At 72.5% G+C, this 20203-nt stretch carries 14 protein-coding genes and 2 pseudogenes; 4 read left to right on the top strand and 12 right to left on the bottom strand.

The window, feature by feature from the left end; translation table 11 throughout:
- Window positions 1-79: 79 nt before the first annotated feature.
- Window positions 80-493 (bottom strand): globin, encoded by a 414-nt coding sequence (locus tag ACH4NX_RS22395; protein ID WP_351402022.1) that lies wholly within the window; start codon window positions 491-493, stop codon window positions 80-82.
- Between the two features lie 114 nt (window positions 494-607).
- Here ACH4NX_RS22395 and ACH4NX_RS22390 point away from each other — a divergent pair, with 114 nt between their 5' ends.
- Window positions 608-1582: a methyltransferase domain-containing protein gene (locus ACH4NX_RS22390; RefSeq protein ID WP_351402024.1), complete on the top strand. Its 975-nt coding sequence runs from the start codon at window positions 608-610 to the stop codon at window positions 1580-1582.
- 12 nt (window positions 1583-1594) lie between these two features.
- On the opposite strand, the gene ACH4NX_RS22385 is transcribed toward ACH4NX_RS22390, so the two are convergent.
- From ACH4NX_RS22385 to ACH4NX_RS22340, 10 genes and pseudogenes are all read right to left on the bottom strand, one after another.
- Window positions 1595-3079 (bottom strand): FHA domain-containing protein, encoded by a 1485-nt coding sequence (locus tag ACH4NX_RS22385; RefSeq protein WP_398128635.1) that lies wholly within the window; start codon window positions 3077-3079, stop codon window positions 1595-1597.
- A gap of 48 nt (window positions 3080-3127) precedes the next feature.
- The gene (locus tag ACH4NX_RS22380) at window positions 3128-4474 is read right to left on the bottom strand and encodes a VWA domain-containing protein (RefSeq protein WP_351402028.1); all 1347 of its coding nucleotides are present in this window, start codon (window positions 4472-4474) and stop codon (window positions 3128-3130) included.
- 138 nt (window positions 4475-4612) lie between these two features.
- Window positions 4613-6061 carry a PP2C family serine/threonine-protein phosphatase gene (locus tag ACH4NX_RS22375; protein WP_398128636.1) on the bottom strand — a complete coding sequence of 483 codons (1449 nt, stop codon included), beginning with the start codon at window positions 6059-6061 and terminating at the stop codon, window positions 4613-4615.
- Window positions 6062-6064: 3 nt separating this feature from the next.
- Window positions 6065-8785, bottom strand: a complete 2721-nt coding sequence (locus ACH4NX_RS22370; RefSeq protein ID WP_398128637.1) for a tetratricopeptide repeat protein — start codon at window positions 8783-8785, stop codon at window positions 6065-6067.
- A 22-nt stretch (window positions 8786-8807) separates the two neighbouring features.
- Entirely contained in the window at window positions 8808-10145 is a 1338-nt protein-coding gene (locus ACH4NX_RS22365) for a hypothetical protein (RefSeq protein WP_351387768.1), read from the bottom strand.
- A gap of 92 nt (window positions 10146-10237) precedes the next feature.
- Window positions 10238-11287, bottom strand: coding sequence for a glutamate ABC transporter substrate-binding protein (locus ACH4NX_RS22360; protein WP_398128638.1), 1050 nt, complete (start codon window positions 11285-11287; stop codon window positions 10238-10240).
- Window positions 11288-11346: 59 nt separating this feature from the next.
- On the bottom strand, window positions 11347-12816 hold the full coding sequence (locus ACH4NX_RS22355) for a hypothetical protein (RefSeq protein ID WP_398128639.1): 1470 nt from the start codon (window positions 12814-12816) through the stop codon (window positions 11347-11349).
- A gap of 233 nt (window positions 12817-13049) precedes the next feature.
- Window positions 13050-13388, bottom strand: a pseudogene (locus ACH4NX_RS22350) (ATPase); the annotation flags it as partial.
- 26 nt (window positions 13389-13414) lie between these two features.
- Window positions 13415-13915: pseudogene (locus ACH4NX_RS22345) on the bottom strand (extracellular solute-binding protein); the annotation flags it as partial.
- 85 nt (window positions 13916-14000) lie between these two features.
- Entirely contained in the window at window positions 14001-15218 is a 1218-nt protein-coding gene (locus ACH4NX_RS22340) for an ROK family protein (RefSeq protein WP_398128640.1), read from the bottom strand.
- Window positions 15219-15432: 214 nt separating this feature from the next.
- Here ACH4NX_RS22340 and ACH4NX_RS22335 point away from each other — a divergent pair, with 214 nt between their 5' ends.
- The 3 genes from ACH4NX_RS22335 to ACH4NX_RS22325 are packed head-to-tail and all read left to right on the top strand — an operon-like array spanning window position 15433 to window position 18592.
- Window positions 15433-15885, top strand: a complete 453-nt coding sequence (locus tag ACH4NX_RS22335) for a hypothetical protein (protein WP_351387778.1) — start codon at window positions 15433-15435, stop codon at window positions 15883-15885.
- A 47-nt stretch (window positions 15886-15932) separates the two neighbouring features.
- Entirely contained in the window at window positions 15933-18062 is a 2130-nt protein-coding gene (locus tag ACH4NX_RS22330; protein WP_398128641.1) for a hypothetical protein, read from the top strand.
- Window positions 18063-18103: 41 nt separating this feature from the next.
- Window positions 18104-18592, top strand: coding sequence for a hypothetical protein (locus ACH4NX_RS22325; protein ID WP_398128642.1), 489 nt, complete (start codon window positions 18104-18106; stop codon window positions 18590-18592).
- Window positions 18593-18815: 223 nt separating this feature from the next.
- Here the strand turns inward: ACH4NX_RS22325 and ACH4NX_RS22320 are convergent, their stop codons facing one another.
- Window positions 18816-19913, bottom strand: coding sequence for a mechanosensitive ion channel domain-containing protein (locus ACH4NX_RS22320; protein ID WP_351387784.1), 1098 nt, complete (start codon window positions 19911-19913; stop codon window positions 18816-18818).
- Window positions 19914-20203: the final 290 nt, after the last annotated feature.

The raw sequence follows: 20203 nt of genomic DNA, 5'->3' as shown, positions 1-20203 counted from the left end.
CCGCGCCTCACCCCGGCCGCCCCGGTGCACCGCCGGGGCCGGTCGGCTCCGGTCGGGTCCGGTCCGGTGTGCCGGTCGGTCAGTCCGGCGCGTTGATCATCGAGGCCGCCGCGTACGTCAGGTACTTCCACAGCGTCTGCTCGTGCTCCTCGGAGAGCCCCAGCTCGTCGAGGGCGACCCGCATGTGCTTGAGCCAGGCGTCGTGCGCCGCCCGGTCGACGACGAAGGGCGCGTGGCGCATGCGCAGCCGCGGGTGGCCCCGGTTGTCGCTGTACGTCGTGGGGCCGCCCCAGTACTGCATCAGGAAGAGCGCGAAGCGCTCCTCGGCCGGGCCGAGGTCCTCCTCCGGGTACATCGGCCGCAGGATCGGGTCCTCGGCCACCCCCTCGTAGAAACGGTGGACGAGCCGACGGAAGGTCTCCTCCCCGCCGACCTGCTCGTAGAAGGTCTGCTCCTGAAGCGTGCCGCGCCGAATCTCAGTCACGTCGTCCATGGTCTCAGACGCGTGGACATAGGACTTGAGGCCTAGGACCGACCCGGGCCCCCGGCCGTTCTCCGCACCCGCGGACCCACCCGCCGTCCGCCGCCGGGCCCGTACTGTGGAGACATGGGCGGGCACCAGGACCTGGAAGCCCTCGCCGCCTCCGCGCGGGCGGAGCTGGTGCGGGAGATCGAGCTGAGCGGTGCCTGGGCGGCCGACCCGGTCTGGCGGGAGACGTTCGAGACGGTGCCGCGGCACCTCTTCGTGCCCTACTACTACGTCGGCGTCCGGGGCGGCTACGAGCGCCGGTGGGGCGAGCACCCCGACCGGGAGGCCCGCGAACGCTGGGTGCGCGGCGCCTACGCCGACGCCCCGCTGGCCACCCGGCTGCGAGACGGCGAACTGCTCTCCTCCAGCAGCCAGCCGTCGCTGATGGCGATGATGCTGGTGGAGCTGGGCGTGACGGAAGGCGACCGGGTCCTGGAGATCGGCGCCGGCACCGGCTACAACGCCGCCCTGCTCGCCCACCGGCTCGGCGACGACGATCTGGTCACCACCGTCGACCTGGACGCCGACATCACCGAGTCGGCCCGCCGGCACCTGGCCGCCGCCGGACACCACCCGGCCGTCGTCACCGGCGACGGCGCCCGCGGGGTGCCCGAACGCGCCCCCTACGACCGGATCCTCGCCACCTGCTCGCTGCCCTCGGTCCCGAGCGCCTGGCTCGCCCAGTGCCGCCCCGGCGGCCGGATCCTGACGCCGCTCGCCACCGGCCTGGCCGTCCTCACCGTCCGCGACGCCGGGCACGCCGAGGGGCGCTTCCTGCACACGCCCGCGTACTTCGTGCCGCTGCGCGGCGCGGACCGCTCCGAGCCCCAGACGCCGGGCCTGGGCGGAGTGCCGCGCCGGGCCCGGGAGGACGACCTGTTCCGCTTCCTGCTCGCGCTGAGCCGGGGCGGGCTCGATCCGCGGGAGGCGTACGCCCTGTGGGACCGCGAGGACGCGCCGCGGCGCGAGCGCTACGGCATCACCGTCCGCGGCGAACGGGCCTGGGCGTGGCTGGACGACCCCGAGGGCCCGTACGCCTGGCCCTTCGTCTGACGGGCCGCCCGGCTAGCCCCGGCGGACCGTGATCGTCGTCCAGGCGCCGACGTGCACCCGGTCGCCGTCCTGCAGCGGCACGGGCACGAAGGGCTGGATCGGCTCGTCGCCGCCGTTGACCGTCGTGCCGTTCGTCGAGTTCTGGTCGACGACCGCCCAGGTCCCGTCCGGCTGCTGCACCAGCACCGCGTGCTGGTGCGAGACGCCCGGGTCCTCCGGCGGCACCGCGAGGTCGATGTCCGGGGTGTCACCGGTGGAGTGCCGGCGGCGGCCGATGGTGATCTGGTTGCCGGTGAGCGTCCGCTGCTGCTCGGGCGAGTACGCGGGCAGGTTCAGACCGGCGGCCTCGGGGCCGGAGCGGTGCATCATCGCCATGAAGTACTCACGGTCCGGTCCGATGGTCGCCGTCCAGGTCGCCGGCTGCTGGGGCCGCTGGGGCTGCTGGGGCTGCTGGGGGAATCCGTAGCCGCCACCGGGCGGGGGCGGCGGGGCCTGGGCCGCGCCGGGCTGCGGGTAGCCGTAGCCGCCGCCCTGGGCCGGACCCGGGCCGTTCTGACCACCTGGACCACCGGGACCACCGGGACCGCCCGGCCCTCCGTGGCCGGTGGACGACGGCGGCGAGAGCACCCAGTCGTCCTCACCGCCGCCGAAGGACGGACCGCCCTGCTGCGGCCGGTTGGTCTCCTGCGGGAAGGCGGGCGGGGCCGGCGGACCGGACTGCTGGTACCCCTGCGGGGCGCCGCCGGGCCCACCCGGGCCGGGCGGCGGCGGAACAGGCCGGGACGGGTCGGTACCGAAGGCGGGCGGGGCCGGCGGCCCACCGGGACCGCCCGGGCCACCAGGGCCGCCACCGGGCCCACCGGGACCGCCACCGGGCCCACCGGGACCGCCCGGGCCACCGTATCCGCCGGGACCGTTCGGGCCGCCGGGGTTGAAGGGGCCGGAGGGGCCGTTTGGGCCACCGGGACCACCGGGACCTCTGCCCGGACCGCCCTGACCACCAGGACCGCCACCGGACCCGCCCTGGCCACCCTGGCCGCCCGGCCCCGAGGGGCCGCCGAAGGGCGGGCCCGGCGGGATCGGCTCGGCCGGCCGGTTCATCTGGGACGGGCGGGAGCCCTGGTAGTCGTACGAGTCACCGCCGCCGTACGACGGTGGCGCCGGCGGCTGCTGGAAGTGCGGAGCCGGACCGCCGGGCGCCGACGGGCGCGGGGCGGCCGGGGTGTACGAGGTGGCGGTGTTGGTGAGGAAGTTCCACCGGCACTCCTCGCAGAACGGCGCCGCGCCCTCACGCGGCGTGCGGCACTGCGGGCACAACTGCGGCTCGGCGCCCGGACCACCGGGGCCCTGGCCGGGACCGGCGGGCGGCGGGAAGCCGTAGCCGCCGCCCGGGGGCGGAGGCGGGGGAGGGGGCGGCACGGCACCGGCCATGCGGTGACCGCAGACCTCGCACCAGTCGTCGGAACCCGACTGGTGTCCGTTCGGGCAGGTCGGCATGTCGGTGCTTCCCCCTCTTGCGGGCTCGTGGAGCGCTGTTGTCCGGTGTCACTTCTTTACACGAACAGTCTTTGTCGACCGGGTCTCGAGAGTCATCTCGTCGGCTTCCTCGACCTTCGCTTTCAGTCGCACAGTACCTGCCGCCGCGTCGACCACGTCCACCACCTTCGCAAGCAGTTTCGCCGTATCGGCGTTTCCGGAGACTCCGGCGAGCTGAACCGCACGACCCAGTTTGGCCGTTGCTCCGTCGATGTCTCCCGCTTTGCGCAAATCCAACCCCTGTTGGATGACCTGTGCCAGTTCCGCCTGCCCCGTGTAGTGGGCGACCTGGGGGTTGATCGACGTGGAGGCGGCCATGTCGTCCGTCCACACGGCCCGTACGAGACCCTGCGCGCCGAGGTCGCGGACGCTGCCGTCGGACTCCGGGACGACCAGGGAGACGCGGGCGGCCAGCATCTCCTGGCCGAGGCCGGCGGCCGGGACCTCCACGCATACGTGGTAGTCGCGGGACTCGTCGCCCCAGGAACCGGTGGGGTAGTCCCCGGCGCGCGGGCCCGCCTCGGTGCGGCGCCCGGTCAGCTCCTCGACCGTGGGGGCGACCTGCTTGACGAACTTCACCGTGGTGCCGACCGGGGTCCACAGGCGCAGGGCGACGTCCGCGACCTCCTTGCCCATGGCCGTCTCCATCATCCGCGTGAAGTCGGCGGCGAGAGAGGCCGGGTCGGCGACGATGTCGGCGGTGCCGAGCAGGGCGGAGGCGAGGCCTGTGACTTCTTTCACTTCCCAGTCGGTGCCCACACCGCGGGCGTCGCAGGTGAAGCGCCCGGCGCAGGCGTCGAGCGCCGCCTTGAGGTCTTCCGGCGACTCGTGCTCGTTGCGGCCGTCGGTGAGCAGGATGCCGTGCCGGATGGCGACGTCCGCCGACGACAGCAGCCGGTCCGCCAGCCGGAGCCAGGTGCCGATGGCGGTGCCGCCGCCCGCGCTCAGCCCGCGCAGCGCCTGCTTGGCCCGCTCCCGGGTGGTGGCGTCGGCGACCGCGAGCCCGCCGCCGCCCGGGTAGACCTCCTTGGCCACGTGCGTGCCGCCGACCACCGCGAAGTGCACGCCGTCGCGCAGGGTGTCGACGGCGGCGGCCGTCGCGTCGCGTGCGTTGCGCATCTTGGTGGGCGGGTAGTCCATCGAGCCCGAGCAGTCGACCATGACCGCCACGGCCGCGGACGGTCCCTGGCCCGGCGAGTACAGGTGGGGCGCGGCGACCGCGCTCCCGACCGTGCCGCCGCCGGTCGCGGTGACCGTCACGATGGCGTTGACCTCACGGCCGCCGTCGGGCAGGTACTCGTTCTGGTAGACGTCCATCGAGAACTGCGGCACGTTCGACTTCGAGAAATTGGCCATGCCGGGTCGCATCCCCCTCTACGGCCCCACGGTGGTGGGGTGTCTGGCTGCCGGCGCGGACCGCCCCCTGCGGCCCGCGAGGCCGCCCCGCGCGCGCCACCCCGCCCGTGCGGGGGTTTCACGACCCGTGCGGGGGCCTCAGGCCGATCCTGCCCCCTGCGGCGGTGCCGGGAACGGCACGAGGGCCACTGTTACGTTGTCGTGGCCCCCGCCGTCCAGGGCGTGACCGACCAGTACGCGGGCGCTGTGCAGCGGACGCGAGGCGGCGTCGAGGGGCATGACCTCGGCCATCTCCTCGGCCGATTCGGCGTAGTTCCACAGGCCGTCCGAGCAGACCACGACCACTCCCGCGCGGTCCGGCTTGAACGACGCGGTGTGCGGCTCCAGTTCGTAGGCGTCGGCGCCTAGCCAGCCGGTGATCGCGTGGGCGCGTTCGTCGGCGTACGCCTCGGCCTCGCTCATCAGGTTGGCGGCGACCATCTGCGCGGCCCACGAGTCGTCCTCGGTGAGCCGGGCGGGCGGTGTGCTCCGGTCCACCGGCACCCAGTAGACGCGGCTGTCACCGACCCAGCCGACGACCAGCAGACCGGCGGTCACCACGGCGCCGACCAGGGTGCAGGCGGGCGCGTTCTGGTGCGGGGCCTGCTCGCGGGCGGTGGCGGGCTCGTCCGCCAGCGCGTTGACGGCGTGCGAGGCGGCGACGATGGCGTCGTGCATGGCCTGCTGCGGATGGGTGCCCCGCGGCAGGGCGCCCAGCAGCGACTCGCCTGCCGCCCGGGACGCGGCGAGCGAGGCGTCGTCGGGACGGGTCGCGGAGGACACGCCGTCGCAGACGATCGCCACGCTCGCGGGGGCGCCGTCGGGCAGCGCGGTGCAGCCGACGGAGAACGCGTCCTCGTTGCGGTGGTGGCGCAGTCCGCGGTCGCTGACCGCGGCGACGGGGCCGGACTCCTGCTCCATGTGGTCGCGTTCGCGGGGCTGGGCGTGCCCGCAGTTCTCGCAGTAGCCGTCGTCGTCGACCCGGCCCGCGCGGCAGGCCACGCAGACCTTGCCGTCGGCGGACGCGGACGCGGCCGGGGTGTCCCGGACCGTCGCGCCCGGGACCGCCGGGTCCGGGACCGGGACGCCCGGGACCGGCTCGGCGGCCAGTCGCGGGTCGGGCGCCTGCAGTGGGTACTCGTCGGCGTCCTGCGGACGGCCGGGCCGCCCGCCGGCCGCTTCCGGCTCCGGCGGCGTCACCGGCATCGGTGGTGCCGCGGGCGGGGGAGGGGGAACCGACGGACCCGGTTCCGTCGGCTGCAACGGTGAGCCGCCCGAGTCGGTGCCCGGCACCTCGGCCGCCGCGTGCACCGGGGCGGGCCGGCCGAAGCCGTCCGAGTCCCGGGCCACGGGCCAGTCCACACCGTCCGGCGGCGGCGCCGGCGCGGGCACCGAGCCGTTGACGGCGATCGTCGGGCTGTCCTCGGGCCGTGCGGGCACGGCTGACAGGTCGTATCCGCAAGCGCCGCAGAAACGGTCACCGGGCTCGAGGGGTTCCTCGCAGCTCGGGCACTTCGGCACAGCGGCCTGCTGGGGCATCTGCGACATCAACTACACCCACGTCCGGGGGCGGTAACGATTGGCACGTTCCACCAGGTCGATCCTCTCCTCGCCGCCCCGCGCCAGCCGAGCCAGCGTGCGGTACGAACGCTCCAGGCCGAAACGCAGGCCGCGTTCGTCCAGGCCGCTGCCGAGCAGCGTCCGTCCCCCGGCGGCGGGTGGGACGGAACCCCGACCTCCGGAGAGTACCCAGTCCAGCGCGCAACCGAGGACCTCGGCCGACAGCTGCTCGCGCCGTGCCGGATCCAGACCGTACACGTCCAGCGCCTCGACCTGCCGCGCGGCGGCGACCAGGTCGTCCAGGAACGCCACGTCGCCCGCGCCCGCGGTGCGGTGCCGCAGCCGTGCCCGCACGGCCGCGACGCGCGCGGCCGTGCAGTGTATGGACGACTCCGGCACCGACTCCAGCGTCCGTACGGCGCCGGTCCGGTCGCCGGCGGCGAGCTGGACCCGGGCCAGTCCGAACGCCGAGCTGACATGGCTCGGGTCGGACGCCCACACCAGGCGGTAGTACTCGGCGGCGTTGTCGAGCTGCCCCAGCACCTCCGCGCACAGGCCGAGCGCCAGCTTGGGCGCGATCTCGCCGGGGAAGGCGTCGTAGACCGCGTCGAAGGCCAGGGCGGCGCCCTCGTGGTCGCCGGTCACCAGTGCCGCGAGCCCCTGGTACCAGACCACCCGCCAGTCGTCGGGCCGCTCGCCCTCCAGCGTTGCCAGGGCCTCGAGCGCGCCGGGCGCGTCGCCGTTCTCCAGCCGCGCCCGGATCTGCCGCAGCCGGGTCTCGGTCGACGGTGCCGGCGCGGAGGCCAGCGCGGTCAGCAGCTCGGCCGGAGCGGACGCCATGAGGCCCGCGAGGAAGCCCGCGTTGGGGTCGCCGGCGTCGACCCGGGGGACCGGCAGCGCGAGGGCGGTGACGGGCGCGTCGGCGGACTTCACGAGCCCGGACGCACCATCACCCCCGACCGCCCCGACCGCCCCGACCGCGCCGACCGAGCCCGGTGGTGCGGAGCCCGCGCCCGTCACGCCGGCCACTGCCGGCCCCGCGTTCGTCCCGCCGGCCCCGCCGACACCCGTGCCCGTCCCGCCCGGTGCTCCGACGGCCGCGTTCGTCCCGCCCGGCAGCGCGGGGAGCGTGCCCCCGCCGCCCGGCAGTGCCGCGGCCGCGCCGGCGCCGCGCCGCTTCGTCCTCGGCGCCCGCGCCCCCAGCCGCGACACGTCACCGTCCAGCCGCGGGAACAACTCCGTGTCCGTCACCCGGGCCTCCGGCCCGAACAGTGTGGACACCGCGGGCCGGGCGCGGCCCGTCTGGAGCGAGACCACCTCGCGCAGCACCCCCGTCAGCTGCTCGGCCATCTCCTGCGCGGAGGCGAACCGGCGGGCCGGATCGGGGTCGGTGGCCCGCACCAGCAGCCGGTAGAACGACTCGTACCGCCGGAAGACGTCGATGGTGTCCGGGTCCGGCAGGGAGTCGGCGTAGACGGTGGTGTAGCCCTGGAAGTCGAACGTGAGCACGGCGAGCGTGCGGCCGACGGTGTACAGGTCGGACGCCACCGACGGGCCGACGTCGGCGACCTCCGGCGGCTGGTAGCCCACCGTGCCGTAGATGGCCGACTCGTCGTCGTCCATCCGGCGCACCGCGCCCATGTCGATCAGCTTGAGCTGGTCCTCGCTCTGGATGGCGTTGTCGACCTTGAAGTCGCAGTAGAGCAGGTTGCGGCTGTGCAGATGGCCGAGCGCCTCCAGCGCCTCGATGCCGTACGCGCAGGCCTGCTCGACGGGCAGTGGGTCGCGCCGCCCCTGGGGGCCGCGCCGGCCGTTGGCGATCTCCTTCAGCGACTTGCCGCCGACGTACTCCATGACGATGTACCCGTCCAGCGAACCCGTGCGCTGGTCGAGGTGCTCGACGAAGTTGTAGATCCGCACGATGTTGGCGTGCTCGATCTCGGCGAGGAACCGCCGCTCCGATATCGCCGCCGCCATCGCGTCCTGGTCGCCGGTGTCCAGCAGGCCCTTGAGGACCACCCAGCGGTCGGAGACCGCCTTGTCCACGGCGAGGTAGATCCAGCCGAGCCCGCCGTGCGCGAGGCAGCCGACCACCTCGTACTGGCCGTGCACGACGTCCCCGGTCCTCAGCTTGGGCACGAACGAGTACGGGTGGCCGCACTTGGTGCAGAAGCCCTCCGTGCGCCCGGGCCGCTCACCGCGGGCCCGCCCGACCGGAGCCCCGCAGTCCGAGCGTGAGCAGAACCGCTTCCGTTCGGGCACCTCGGGGTTGTCCAGCACCATCGAACGCGGGTCCGGCCGCGGGATCGCCGGAACCTCGACCAGGCCTGCGCCGAGGCGTCCGCGCCCGGAGGAACCGGCGGGGGAGCCCGAGCTGCGCACCGACACCGACCGGCTCGTCGACCGTCCCGAGACGGCCCGCGACAGCCGTCCCGACACCGAACGCCGGGACTTCGACGACTGCGACGACGTACGCGAACTGCGGCCGCTGGACCGCGAACTGCCGCTGCCCGCCGACCCGCGCGAACCGCGGGAGCCGCGTGAGCCCCGTCCGCCGCCTCCGGTGATCCCGGTCGGTGTCGAGCCGACCATGCCGTTGGAGGCGACGACCGGCGCGAGACCGCAGGTGTCGCAGTACAGCTCGCCGCCGCCCATGTCCTCGTAGGCCCCACCGCAGCCGGGACGCTGACACGTCCGCCCTGCCTCACTCATGACGCTGCCTCCCCCTCGTCGCTCACGCGCCGGGCCCCGTCCGGTCCACCGGCCCGCCCTGCCCGGGCACCCGCGGGGCCAGGGCGAGCACTTCGGCCGCCGCGTGCTGGTAGCGCAGTACGGCCTGCCCGGCCACGCGCAGGTCGCAGGGCGCGCTCCACAGCATGCGGCGCGCCTTCTCGTACTTCTCGACCAGCTCGGGATCCTCGGCGTGGCCGAGCCGGCCCATCTTCGCCTTGTACGCGTCCAGCCGGCCGCGCAGTTCGGCGCGGACCGCGAGTGGCGCGGTGACCGCCGTCAGGGACTCGCGGGCGCGCAGCAGTTCGTCCTCCGCCTTCTCCTCCAGGGACTCCAGGAGCGGGGACAGCCGGTGCCACTGCGCGTGTCTGCGGTACTCGGCGGCCGCCGCCAGCTGCTCCTGCAGCGCGGTCGGCGGTCCGCTGACCACGGGCACCTCCGTCGCGGCGATCTTCGCCAGCACCTCGCCGCGCGCGGTGCGGGCCTCGGCGAGCGTGCGGTCCGCGCGGGAGAGGACGTCCCGCAGCCGTACGATCCGCTGCTCGGCGTCCTGGCGTACGGCCAGCACGGCGTCGATCTCGCGGCGCACGTCCTCCAGGGCGCGCGCCTCCCGGTCGTACACCGTGGTGTCCGGCCGGCCACCGCCCGGCGCCGAACTGCCCTCGGTGGGCAGCCAGAAGGCCAGCGGGTCGGACACCACCTGCTCGCGCAGCCTCGTCAGGGTGCGGGTGATCCGCTCCAGGTCGTCGCCGGCCGGGTGCTCGCCGGGGCGGACGCCCACGGAGTGCGCGAGCCGGCGCGTGCGCTGGAGTTCGGCGGCGAGCAGATCGATCCGCGCGGGCAGCGCCGACCACACCGCGTCGGCGGCGACCACCATGTCGAGGGAGGTCGCGTACAACTGGTTCATCCGGTCCACCAGGGTGACCAGCGAGTACCGTTCGCTGAGGCGGGCCGGACCGCCGTGCGGGGTGGGCGCGTCGGCGGTGGCCACGGCGGCGCCGCCCGCCACGGTGACGGCCTCGCCGCGCAGCAGCTCGGTCAGCGCCACCAGGTCCTCACGGCTGGACCAGCGGCGCCGGGAGCGGATCTCCCGGGCGGTGCGCAGCGCGCCCGTGTACGCGTCGAAGTAGGTCCACAGCAGCGTGATCGACGCCTCGGCGGCGGCCCAGCGCTCGCCGGTCACCCCCGTGAGCTCGGCGCCTTCGAGGAGTCTGCGGCCCGCGTGGTCCTGGAGGGCGAGGAGCGAGGTCTCGACGGCCTCGTGCTCCGCGCCGAGCCGCGCCAGCGCACGGTCCACCTCGTCCCGGTCCATCACCGGCCCGGTGGGTCCCGTGTCGCCCATCGATCACCTCTCGCTGCCGCGGTCCCGTACGTGGTCCTGTGGTCTTTCCGTGTCTTTCCGTGTGTGCGTCTTTCCGTGTGTGCGACGGTCGTTCAGCTCGTGCGCAGGTAGTCCGGCTTCTGCGGTGGCTCCGACCCGGCCGCGTCTCCCATGGTCTGCGACAGCCACTGGTCGTACGAGTACTTCCAGCCCCTGGTGTCGTCCGCGCGCCACTCCACGAGGATCTGGTTGACCCGGCGTACCAGGTCGTCGGCGTCCTTCTTCATCGCCACGCCGTAGTACTCGTCGTCGGTGAAGGTGGTGCCCCGCAGTTCGACCGTGGGGTCCTGTGCGGCCTGGCTCGCGGCGAGCGCGCCGTCGGTGACGACCGCGTCGACCTCGCCGAGCTGGAGCCTTACCAGGCAGTCCAGTTGGTTGGGCACGGTGGTGCCGAGGTCGACGTCGGCGGCCAGGCCGCCCTCCTTCTGGCGCTGTTCCAGCGTGCTCAGCGCCGTCGAACCCGCCGCCGTGCAGATCTTCTTGCCGGCCAGCGTCCTGTCGTACCCGGTGATGTCCGAGGACTTGGGCGCCAGCACCTGCTGACCGGTCTTGAAGTAGGGCGCGGAGAAGGCGACGTCGGTCAGCCGGTCGCAGCTGATGGTCATGGTGCGGACGACCATGTCGACCCGGCCGTCCTGGATCGCGGGGATGCGCTGGTCGGTGGGGATCGCCTTGAACTGCACGGCGTCCCGGTCGCCGAGGATGTCCTCCGCGATACGGCGCACCAGGTCGATGTCGAAGCCCTCCAGCTCGGCGTCTCCGCCGCTGTTGGGGTCGCGGTAGCCCCAGCGGTAGCTGTTCTGGTCGACGCCGACGATCAGCTTCCGCTTCTCGCCGCGGCGGTTCTGGATCTCGTCGATGGTGGGGCCGTCGTCACCGGACGGGGACAGCGTCTGCTTCTCCGGGTCCTGGCACTCCTCGGCGGCGCGCGCCTGGCTGCCGTGGGCGACCCCGTGGCCGCCCGTGCCCGTGCCACCGCCCTCGCCGTGCGAGCGGACCACCGGCAGGAGCAGGGCGAAGAGCACGGCGAGAGCGCAGGCGAAGGCCATCGCCCCCACACCGCCCCAGCCCCTCAGGGCGCCCCGCAGTCGTCGTGCGCGCATTGTCGCGCCTCCTTCCATGGGTGTCCTCTCCCGCCCGTCCGCCGGGTCCGCGCCGTGCTTCACCGGTACTCCGAGAGCCTGCGGCCGATGCCCAGCAGCGCGCCCGCCGCGCCGAGACCGGCGAGGACGCCCGCGACCCGCGGCAGGTGGTCCATCGCGTCCAGGCCGTCGCCCGCCGCCAGCAGGAACTCCCGCTCCTCGTGCTCCAGGGCGTCGGTGAGCGAGGCGTCCACGCCGTCGAAGCACTCCACCGTGGCGCCCTCGCCGCCGATGACCAGGTCCAGCGCCTGCTGGTAGTTGCCGTTCTCGTCCTGCTCACGGGCCGACGCGTGGCGCTTCTTCCATTCCGTCATGTCGCGGTTCGCCGCGGCGACGGGCAGCCTGCCCGCCTCGTCGTCGGCGAGCCGCGTCGCCTCGGCCAGGCCCTTGCCGAGAGTGGCCATGTTCCGGCCGAAGTCGTAGTCGTAGGCGTCGTACGTCTCGCCGTCCACCTTCCTCGTCTCCGCGCCGCGCGCCACCAGGGTGAGGTTCTCGTTGCCCCGGGCCTTGAGGGAGGCGATGCGGGCGTCGTGCAGCACGTTCAGCGAGCGCACGCCGTGCTCGTAGGAGTCGCCCAGGTTCGACCGTGCGACGCTGTGGCCGACGACCAGCCAGAGCAGGACGATCGTGGTGGTGGCGGTGGCGGCGACCAGGCCCTGGTTCAGGACGCGGTTGGTACGCCGGTAGTTGCGGTGCTGCGCCCAGGCCAGGGCGGCGAGCGCGAGGACGCCGAGGGCCAGCGCGGCCCAGGGGTAGGGCTTGGCGTCGGCGTAGTCGGCGCGCAGCCGCTGGTTCTCCTTCTTGTAGAGGTCCTCCGCCGCCGGGAGCATCTCCTGCTGCATCTTCTCGTTGGCGTAGCGCAGATAGGCCCCGCCGACCGGGAAGCCCTGGCGGTTGTAGGTGCGGGCGCGCTCGATGAGGCCCTTGTACTCGGGCAGGAGGCGGTTGAGCCTGGTGATGGTCTTCGCGGAGGGGGAGTCCGCGTCCGAGCCGGCGGCGGCCTTCACGAGGCCTTCGGCGGCGGTGCGGATGCCCTTCTCGTACCGGTCGCGGGACGCCTTGGTCTCCTGGCCGCCGGCCAGGAACCCGCTGGACGCGGCGGTGTTGGCCTCCGCGAGGGAGCGGTAGATGTCCGCCGCGTCGGAGGTGAGCGGCTGGCTGCGGGTCAGCACGTCGTCGGCCGCCGTGGACCGCTCGTGCGTCTGCCAGGCGGCGACGGTGCCGAAGGCGACGACCAGCGCGGCGAGCAGCGCGCCGATGATGCGCAGCCGCCCCGGTTCGGTGACGGCCGCCGCGCGCAGCCGGTCCACGCCCTCGGCGAACGCGGTGCGGCGGGGCGACGCCGGAGGGGATGCGACGGGGACGCCGCCGCCCGACCGCTGCTGGGGCAACGGCTGTGGCTGTGGGTGCGGCCGCGGCGGTACGGCGGGCAGGGTGGGCACGCCCGGGCCCGGCGATGGCGCCGCGCTGCCCTTCGGCGGTTGAGTCACTGCTGACCTCCCCCATGGTCATCCGTCGCCGCAAGTATCGCTGCCCGCACCGGCATTCGCACCGGCCTTCACCCGATCTTGTACCGATCCGGGTGTTCCGCCGCCGGCGTTCCGGCCACGGCGTGCCGATCACGGTGCTCCGCACCACCCCTGCCCATGAACACGCCACCGGAACCGGCTCGGTTCCCCGCCGCGCCCTCGGGCCGGGGCTCCGGCCGCGGCCCGGCGGCCCCTCAGACGGTGAAGTGCGCCCGCGCCCGCGCGTGGGCCTCGGGGGCCGCCCCCGCCCGGTCCAGCCCCAGCAGCACCGCGCCCAGCACCGGCCGTGCCGTCACCACCCGCGGTACGGCCTCGGGGGCGACGTCCGCCAGCAGCTCCCGTATCCGGTCGTCGAGCTGCGGATGCCGTGCCGCCAGGACGCTGCCGCCCAGCAGGACCGGTGTCCGTCCGGCGAGCAGGTCCAGCCGGGCGAGCGCGACCGCGGCCATGGCCACCACCTCGTCGGCCTGCCGGTCGACGACCGCCCGGGCGAGCGGGTCGCCGTCGGCCGCCGTGGCGAACAGCACGGGGGTTGGTGAAGTCGATGATCCAGGCGTCCGGCGTCCTTGTCGTAGTAGAGGCCGTAGGCGTCGCCGAGCAGCGGCAGGGCGCAGCGGGTCCCCTCGAACTGCGTGTACTCCAGCATCGGCTCCGGGATGAGCGCGTCCAGATCGAGCTTCGACTTCTAGATGAACGGCTTCAGGTCGAGGAAGGCGCCCGAGGAGCAGAACTTGCCGATGTTGGAGGTCGTGAACGACGACACCACGTCCGGCCCGCTCGAACCGCCCGCGCGCAGAGCCTGGTCGAGCTTGTCGTCGTTGATGTTGCCGACGACCTTCACCTTGATGTTGGGGTGCGCCTTCTCGAAGCGGTCCACGTTCTCCTGTACGGCCTTCACCTCGGCGGGCGCGCTCCAGCCGTGCCAGAAGGTGATGGTCGTCTCGGCGTTCGGATCGTCCGTGGCGCCGGTGCCGGACTGACCGGTGCAGGCGGTGGCGAGGAGGGTGAGGGAGGCGGAGGCGACGACCGCGAGAGCTGCTTTTCTGGATATTCCGGGCATGACGGATCTCCCTGAGGCAGGCGTGGCGGGACGGGGCGGTGGTGCGGGACGTGGGTGCGCGGAGTGGAACCGAGGGGGCGCGGGGTCAGCGGGAGGTGTCGAAGACCTCGTCGCGGGTGGCAGCCAGCGCGCTCTCCAGCGCGCCGCGCAGTACGGGGTGTCCGGTCACCTCACCGACGACGAGCCGGGGCCTGGACGCGGCCAGCTCCTCCAGCTCGTCCTGGACCAGGGCGCGCAGCGCCTCACCGCCGGCGGTGAGCGAGGTGCCGCTCAGGACCACGAGCTCGGGGTCCAGGACGGAGACGAGGGAGGCCAGGCCGGTGGCCAGGCGGGTGGCGTAGGTCCGCAGCAGGCGGCGGTGCGGGTCGTTGTCGTCGTCGGCCCGCGCGCCCCGGGCGACCAGGGCGGCGGCGGCCTCGGGGTACGAGCCGGAGGGCACCGGCGCGACGCCGAACTCCCGGGCCAGCCCCGGCAGGGCCTGGGAGCCGGCCAGCTCCTGGAAGCCACCGCTTCCCGTACGGCTGACCTTGCGGACCAGCGGGGCGCCCGGTACGGGCAGGAACCCGACCTCGCCGGCGCCGCCGGTCCAGCCGCGGTGCAGCCGGCCGCCGAGGACCAGGGCGGCGCCGAGCCCCTCCTGGTTCCACAGCAGGACGAAGTCCTCGTGGCCCCGGGCCGCGCCGAGGCGCTGCTCGGCCACGGCGGCGAGGTTCACGTCGTTCTCGTACTCGAGTGGCATCGGCAGGGCGGCGGCGAGTTCGTCGAGGAGGGTCGGGGAGTGCCAGCCCGGCAGGTGGGAGGCGTAGCGCAGCCGCCCGGTGCCCGGGTCGAAGGCGCCCGGGGTGCCGATGACGACGCGGTGGACGTCGTCCCTGGCGAGCCCGGCCGCCTTCACCGCGCCGTCGAGGGCGTCGGTGACCTGCTGGACGACCGGGACGGCGGCACGCCGGCCCGGGGTGGGCAGCTCGTGCCGGCCGACCGTGCGCCCGGTGACGTCGGCGACCGCGGCGAGCACGCGGTCCGGGGTGACGTCGACCCCGGCGGCGTACGCGGCGGCCGGGTTGACCTCGTAGAGCTGGGCGCCGGGCCCCGGGCGGCCCTCGGTCGTACCGCCCGCCAGGACCAGCCCCGCCGCCTCCAGGCGGGCCAGCAGCTGGGAGGCGGTCGGCTTAGACAGCCCGGTGAGTTTGCCGATCCGGGTGCGGGACAGCGGTCCGTGCTCCAGCAGGAGGCCCAGGGCGGCCCGGTCGTTCATGGCGCGCAGGACGCGCGGGGTGCCCGGCGTGCCGGCGGTTCCTGCCATGCGTGTCCACACCTGCCTCTCGGCCGCTCAGCTTTTCCTCGCAAGGACGAGCGCGACGCCCGCTGCCCGGTGACGCTCGGAGCCCGGGTGCCACCGCCTTTCGAAGGAGAGCCCAGGCGGCGCGAGTAGCACATGGTAGGAATGTTCGAGGTGTTGGGGCGCAGGCACGGAACCGCCAGGCCCATCGCGAACGCGTACGGGGAGGAAGTGCCGGATGGCGTGGGACGAGTGGGAGCGCGTCAAGAGCGAGGCTGCTCAGGGTCAGTCGGCGCACATGCAGTTGAACCAGGCGCCGGCCAATGTCGGCGGCGACACCGCACCGGGCGACCTGGTGGTGCACGACGACGAGTTGGGCAAACTGGGCAACATGGCGTACGACCTGCTGTCGCAGGTGTCGACGGATGGTGACCTCGCACGGCCGAGCACGTTCACCGCGTCCAACTCCCTCTTCAACGACGGATTGGACATGGGAGCAGCGCTGCTCGAGGTTCACGACGGGTGGAACACCCAGCTCGGCACGTTGAAACAGGCCTGCGCGCACATCTCCAATCACCTGGACTTCACCCGGGCCCAACACTCGAAGGACGAGGCCTACGTGGAGGCGGGCATGAGAAACGCGGCAGGCGACCTGTTGACACCCTCGCGCATCAACGACTACTTCCACTGACGCCTGCCGGCGGAACACCACGCACGGACAACGGGGACTGATCACACGTGGCGGACACGCTCACCGTCCAAGAGCTCACCGATCTGAGGCTGGGCGGTCTGAAGACTGCCGTGGACGACTGGAAGACCATGACCGGTCGGCTGGAGAAACTCGCCACCGGGGGTGACGGCGGCCAGGTCAGCGGCGAGGGCCTGAGGAGCAAGGCGAACGCGGCGACTTGGAAGGGCGTCAACGCCACCGTCTCGCGGGAGTTCGTCACCAAGACGGCGAAGCAGTTCTCGGACGCCGCCGCGGAAGCGAAGAGCGTGCACGGCCTGCTCCAAGGCGCTCACTCCGATTTCGTCAAGCACAAGGCGGACCTGCGCACCGCCATCGACGACCTGGCGAAACGGAACATCTACGTCAACGGGAACGGCAGCGTCATCGCGTCGGTTCCCTCCGGCGCGGCGGCCGGGAGCAGCGACGACATCCACAAGCCGACCGACGAGGAGCTCGACGTCGCCCAGCGCAGGATCAACAAGATCCTCACGGAGGCGAGTGAGACCGACCGGATCGTCGCCCGCGCCCTGCGTGCCCTGGTGAAGAACAAGTACGACTTCACGGAGAAGGGCGCCGACTCGGTCGAGGAGGCGGACCGCGCACAAGGCAGAGCGGACGCCGAGTACTGGAAGAGGGAGATCGGCAAGGGGCACGTGGACGAGTGGAGTGAGGAGAAACTGGCCCGCTTCAACGAGATGTTGGAGGACCAGCGGGACAACCCCGGTTTCACCGAAACCTTCGCCACCGGCCTCGGGGCGGACGGGACCCTCCAGTTCTGGCGCGACCTGGCCGACCCGGGCCAGGGCAACACGCCCGAGGGGGAGCGGGCCAAGCTGCTGGGGCAGGCGCAACAGAACCTCAGCATGTCCTTGGCGAACGCGTCACACAGCCACTCCCCGGAGATGGAGGCGTGGAAGCGGGACATCATCGCCGCCGGCGGCAAGCAGTTCGGGCACGAGGGCATCATGGTCAAGCCGTACGGCTTCCAGATCATGAGCAACCTCATGGTGAAGGGGAAGTTCGACAGCGACTTCCTGAACGAGTACGGCGACGCCCTGCGCACCTTCGAGGAGAAGAAGAAGCCCTTCGAGCCGGGGGCGATCTGGGGCAACCCCGGAATCGCGGCCCAACTCGACTACACGGGCAAGGACGCCGACGGGGACTTCGGCCGGCCGGGCACCGATCCCATGGGCGGATACCTCAAGGCGGTCTCCCACAACCCCGACGTCGCGACAAAGCTCTTCAACGACGACGACTGGGCCGACTACCTCCTCAAGGACCGCGAGTTCTACGACGAGGACGACCCGTTCGGTCAGGGCGACGGCACGACACAGTCCCGCGACGCGCTGGGCAAGGCGCTGCTGGCGGCGGGAACCGGCCTCAACCCGGACCAGCCGCACGTCCTCACCTCGTACGAGCACACCGACCCGCAGCGGCAGGTTCTGGAGGGCACTCTGGGGCGCCTGTCCGGCAAGGGCGACGACTTTCCGCCCGAACTGCGGGACGACATGGCGCTGCTCCTGGGGAACTGGGGAGACGAAGTCCACCAGTCGGCGAGTTCCCTGGACACCGCGGCGAGCCCGCTGAACTACGAGGACCTGTTGGAAGTGTCCAAGCAGGTCTCTCGGGATCAGAACGCCTACGGTCTCCTGACGGAGGGCGTGAACCAGGCGATCATCACCGATATCCATGCCGAGCACCAAGGCGATCCCGAGGAAGAGCTCAAGCGGGCGGGGCAAACGGTCGGTTTCATGGAATCCGCCCGTTACCAGGCGATCGACACCGACAAGGACGACCCGTCCTGGCCCGCCAAGTGGGGCTATCACGGGTTCGGTGGAGCGGCGAACTTTGTTCCGGTGGTGGGTGACGCGCTCCAGCGCGGTGTGGACTCGGCGGCCTATGCCTGGCAGCTGGAGGAACAGCAGCGCATCGACGACAAGGCGGCCATCGACAACACTCAGAATTTCCAGTCGCGGCAAGGCTACTTGCAGGCCCTGGGGGACGAGTGGAGCGCGGAGCATCCTGACCATCGACTCTCGCAGGAAGGGAACGAGTATCTGCGTCAGGATTCCATCGGAAACTCCGCCTTCAACGGAAACAGCACCGCCAACAGGATTGCAGGTATTGGGCCTCAATGAGCGTTAGGGTATTCCGCAGAATCGTGCTCTCGGGGGCGTCGGTGGCGGTCCTGGCCGTCGGTATGTCGGCATGCGGCAACGACAAGAGCAACGCGATTCCCGAGCAGCTCTGCGGTGTCGCGATCACGCCCGAACTCACGGCTCCATTGCTGCCGGACGGCGATGACGTGAAGACCGAGCCCCAGTCCCCGAGAAAGGACGAGTACGCGCAGTGCACGGTGTCGGTGGGCGGAAAGGCCGCTCTTTACATCGTGGAATACAGTGGTCAAAACTCGTTCGACGCGCTTGAGCACGCGCGGGGTGCGAGTGCTTTCCGGAATCCGCAGAAGGCCAAGGGTGTGACCAATGCGGTCATCGCCGACGGGAAATTCATCGCCGTCACTCCGTGCGGGGAGGGGAAGAAGAGTCATGTGCTCGACATCGATATGAACATGCCGAGCAGTGAGGCCATGGATCTGCGAGACGAGCTGGAACGCTTTGCGACGTCGTATTTGCCGGTCGGTAAGAAGGTAATAGGCTGCGAGAAGTAGACGGGGAGAGGCGGATGTCATGACTCAGTACGGGTGGACACACCGGCCGACCACCCGCCCGAGGGTGGCCGCCCTCGACATCGCCCTCGGCGTTGTGCTCGCGGCGGCCGAGGTCGGTTGAGGCTCCGGCGGGTCCTCCGCCGCGGCGCGGATCGAGGTTCATGGAGTTCGGCGCGCAGGCCGCGAGGAGGGATGACCACCGTGAGCGGTCCGTCCGGGGCCGCTACTTGGCGGTGCTCGGCGGCGGGATCGGAGACGCCGCGATGGACTGCGGGGACACCGTGCTGGCGTAGGCGGAGGGTGCCGCGACACCCGCCGTCGGGTCGGCGGCGGCCGGGGCGCCCTCCAGCGGGACCGTGGCGCCGCCGACGATCGCGATGCCGGCCGCGTCGAAGGCCCGCTTGATGCGCCAGCGCAGTTCGCGCTCGACGGTGAGGGCCTTGCCGGGCATGGTCTTCGCGGAGACCCGCACCACCATGGAGTCGAGCAGTACGGAGTCCAGGCCGAGCACCTCGATCGGGCCCCAGAGCATCTCGTTCCAGGGCTCTTCCTTGCTCATCCGTTCGCCGACCGCGGCGATGGTCTCCTTGACCTTGTCGAGGTCCTCGTCGGAGCGGACGGTGACGTCCACGCCGGCCGTCGACCAGCCCTGGGAGAGGTTGCCGATCCGCTTGACCTCGCCGTTGCGGACGTACCAGATCTCTCCGTTGTCACCACGCAGCTTGGTCACCCGCAGGCCGACCTCGATGACCTCACCCGAGGCGACGCCCGCGTCGATGCTGTCGCCGACGCCGTACTGGTCCTCCAGGATCATGAAGACGCCGGAGAGGAAGTCGGTGACCAGGTTGCGGGCGCCGAAGCCGATCGCCACGCCCGCCACACCGGCGGACGCCAGCAGCGGCGCCAGGTTGATCTGGAAGGTGCCCAGCACCATCAGCGCCGCGGTGCCGAGGATGACGAAGCTGGCCACCGAGCGCAGTACGGACCCGATGGCCTCCGAGCGCTGACGGCGTCGCTCGGCGTTGACCAGCAGTCCGCTCAGCGCGGTGCCGCCGCCCGACCCGGGCCTGCGGTTCATCCGGTCTATCAGCTTGGTGATCGCCCGCCGCACCACCGCCCTGAGCACCGTCGCGATCACCACGATCAGCAGCACCCGCAGCCCGATCGCCAGCCACGTCGACCAGTTCTCCTCGACCCAGCCGGCGGCGTTCGTCGCGCTCTCGTGGGCCTCCTGGAGCGAGGGCATCGCCGGGGCCGTCGGGGACGGCGTCGGGGACGGCGACGAACCGGCGGCCATCAGGACGGCGGCGGACAGGGACACGGCGGATACCTCCAGAAGCGGCGGCCCGTCCTCACGGGTCCGGTCCAAGGTCAGCCCGAGGCCCCGGCCCAAGGTCACGGAAAGGTCACCGGACGGGCAGATGCACCACACTAACGGGGCACCGGGCGCGGATCGCCCCGAAATGCGCGGGAGAGACGGTGCTCACCCGCGCTTGAACAGGTCACGGTCCTGGGGATGAATCCCATGTGGTCGAAAACACTCCCAGCCCGTTACCGGGACATGGTGGCGCTTCCACCAGGCATGAGGGGAGACTGACTACGGATCGTCCC

Source organism: Streptomyces sp. NPDC017225 (assembly GCF_044331465.1).
GTDB lineage: Bacteria > Actinomycetota > Actinomycetes > Streptomycetales > Streptomycetaceae > Streptomyces.
This window is presented reverse-complemented; position numbering and strand designations above follow the sequence as displayed.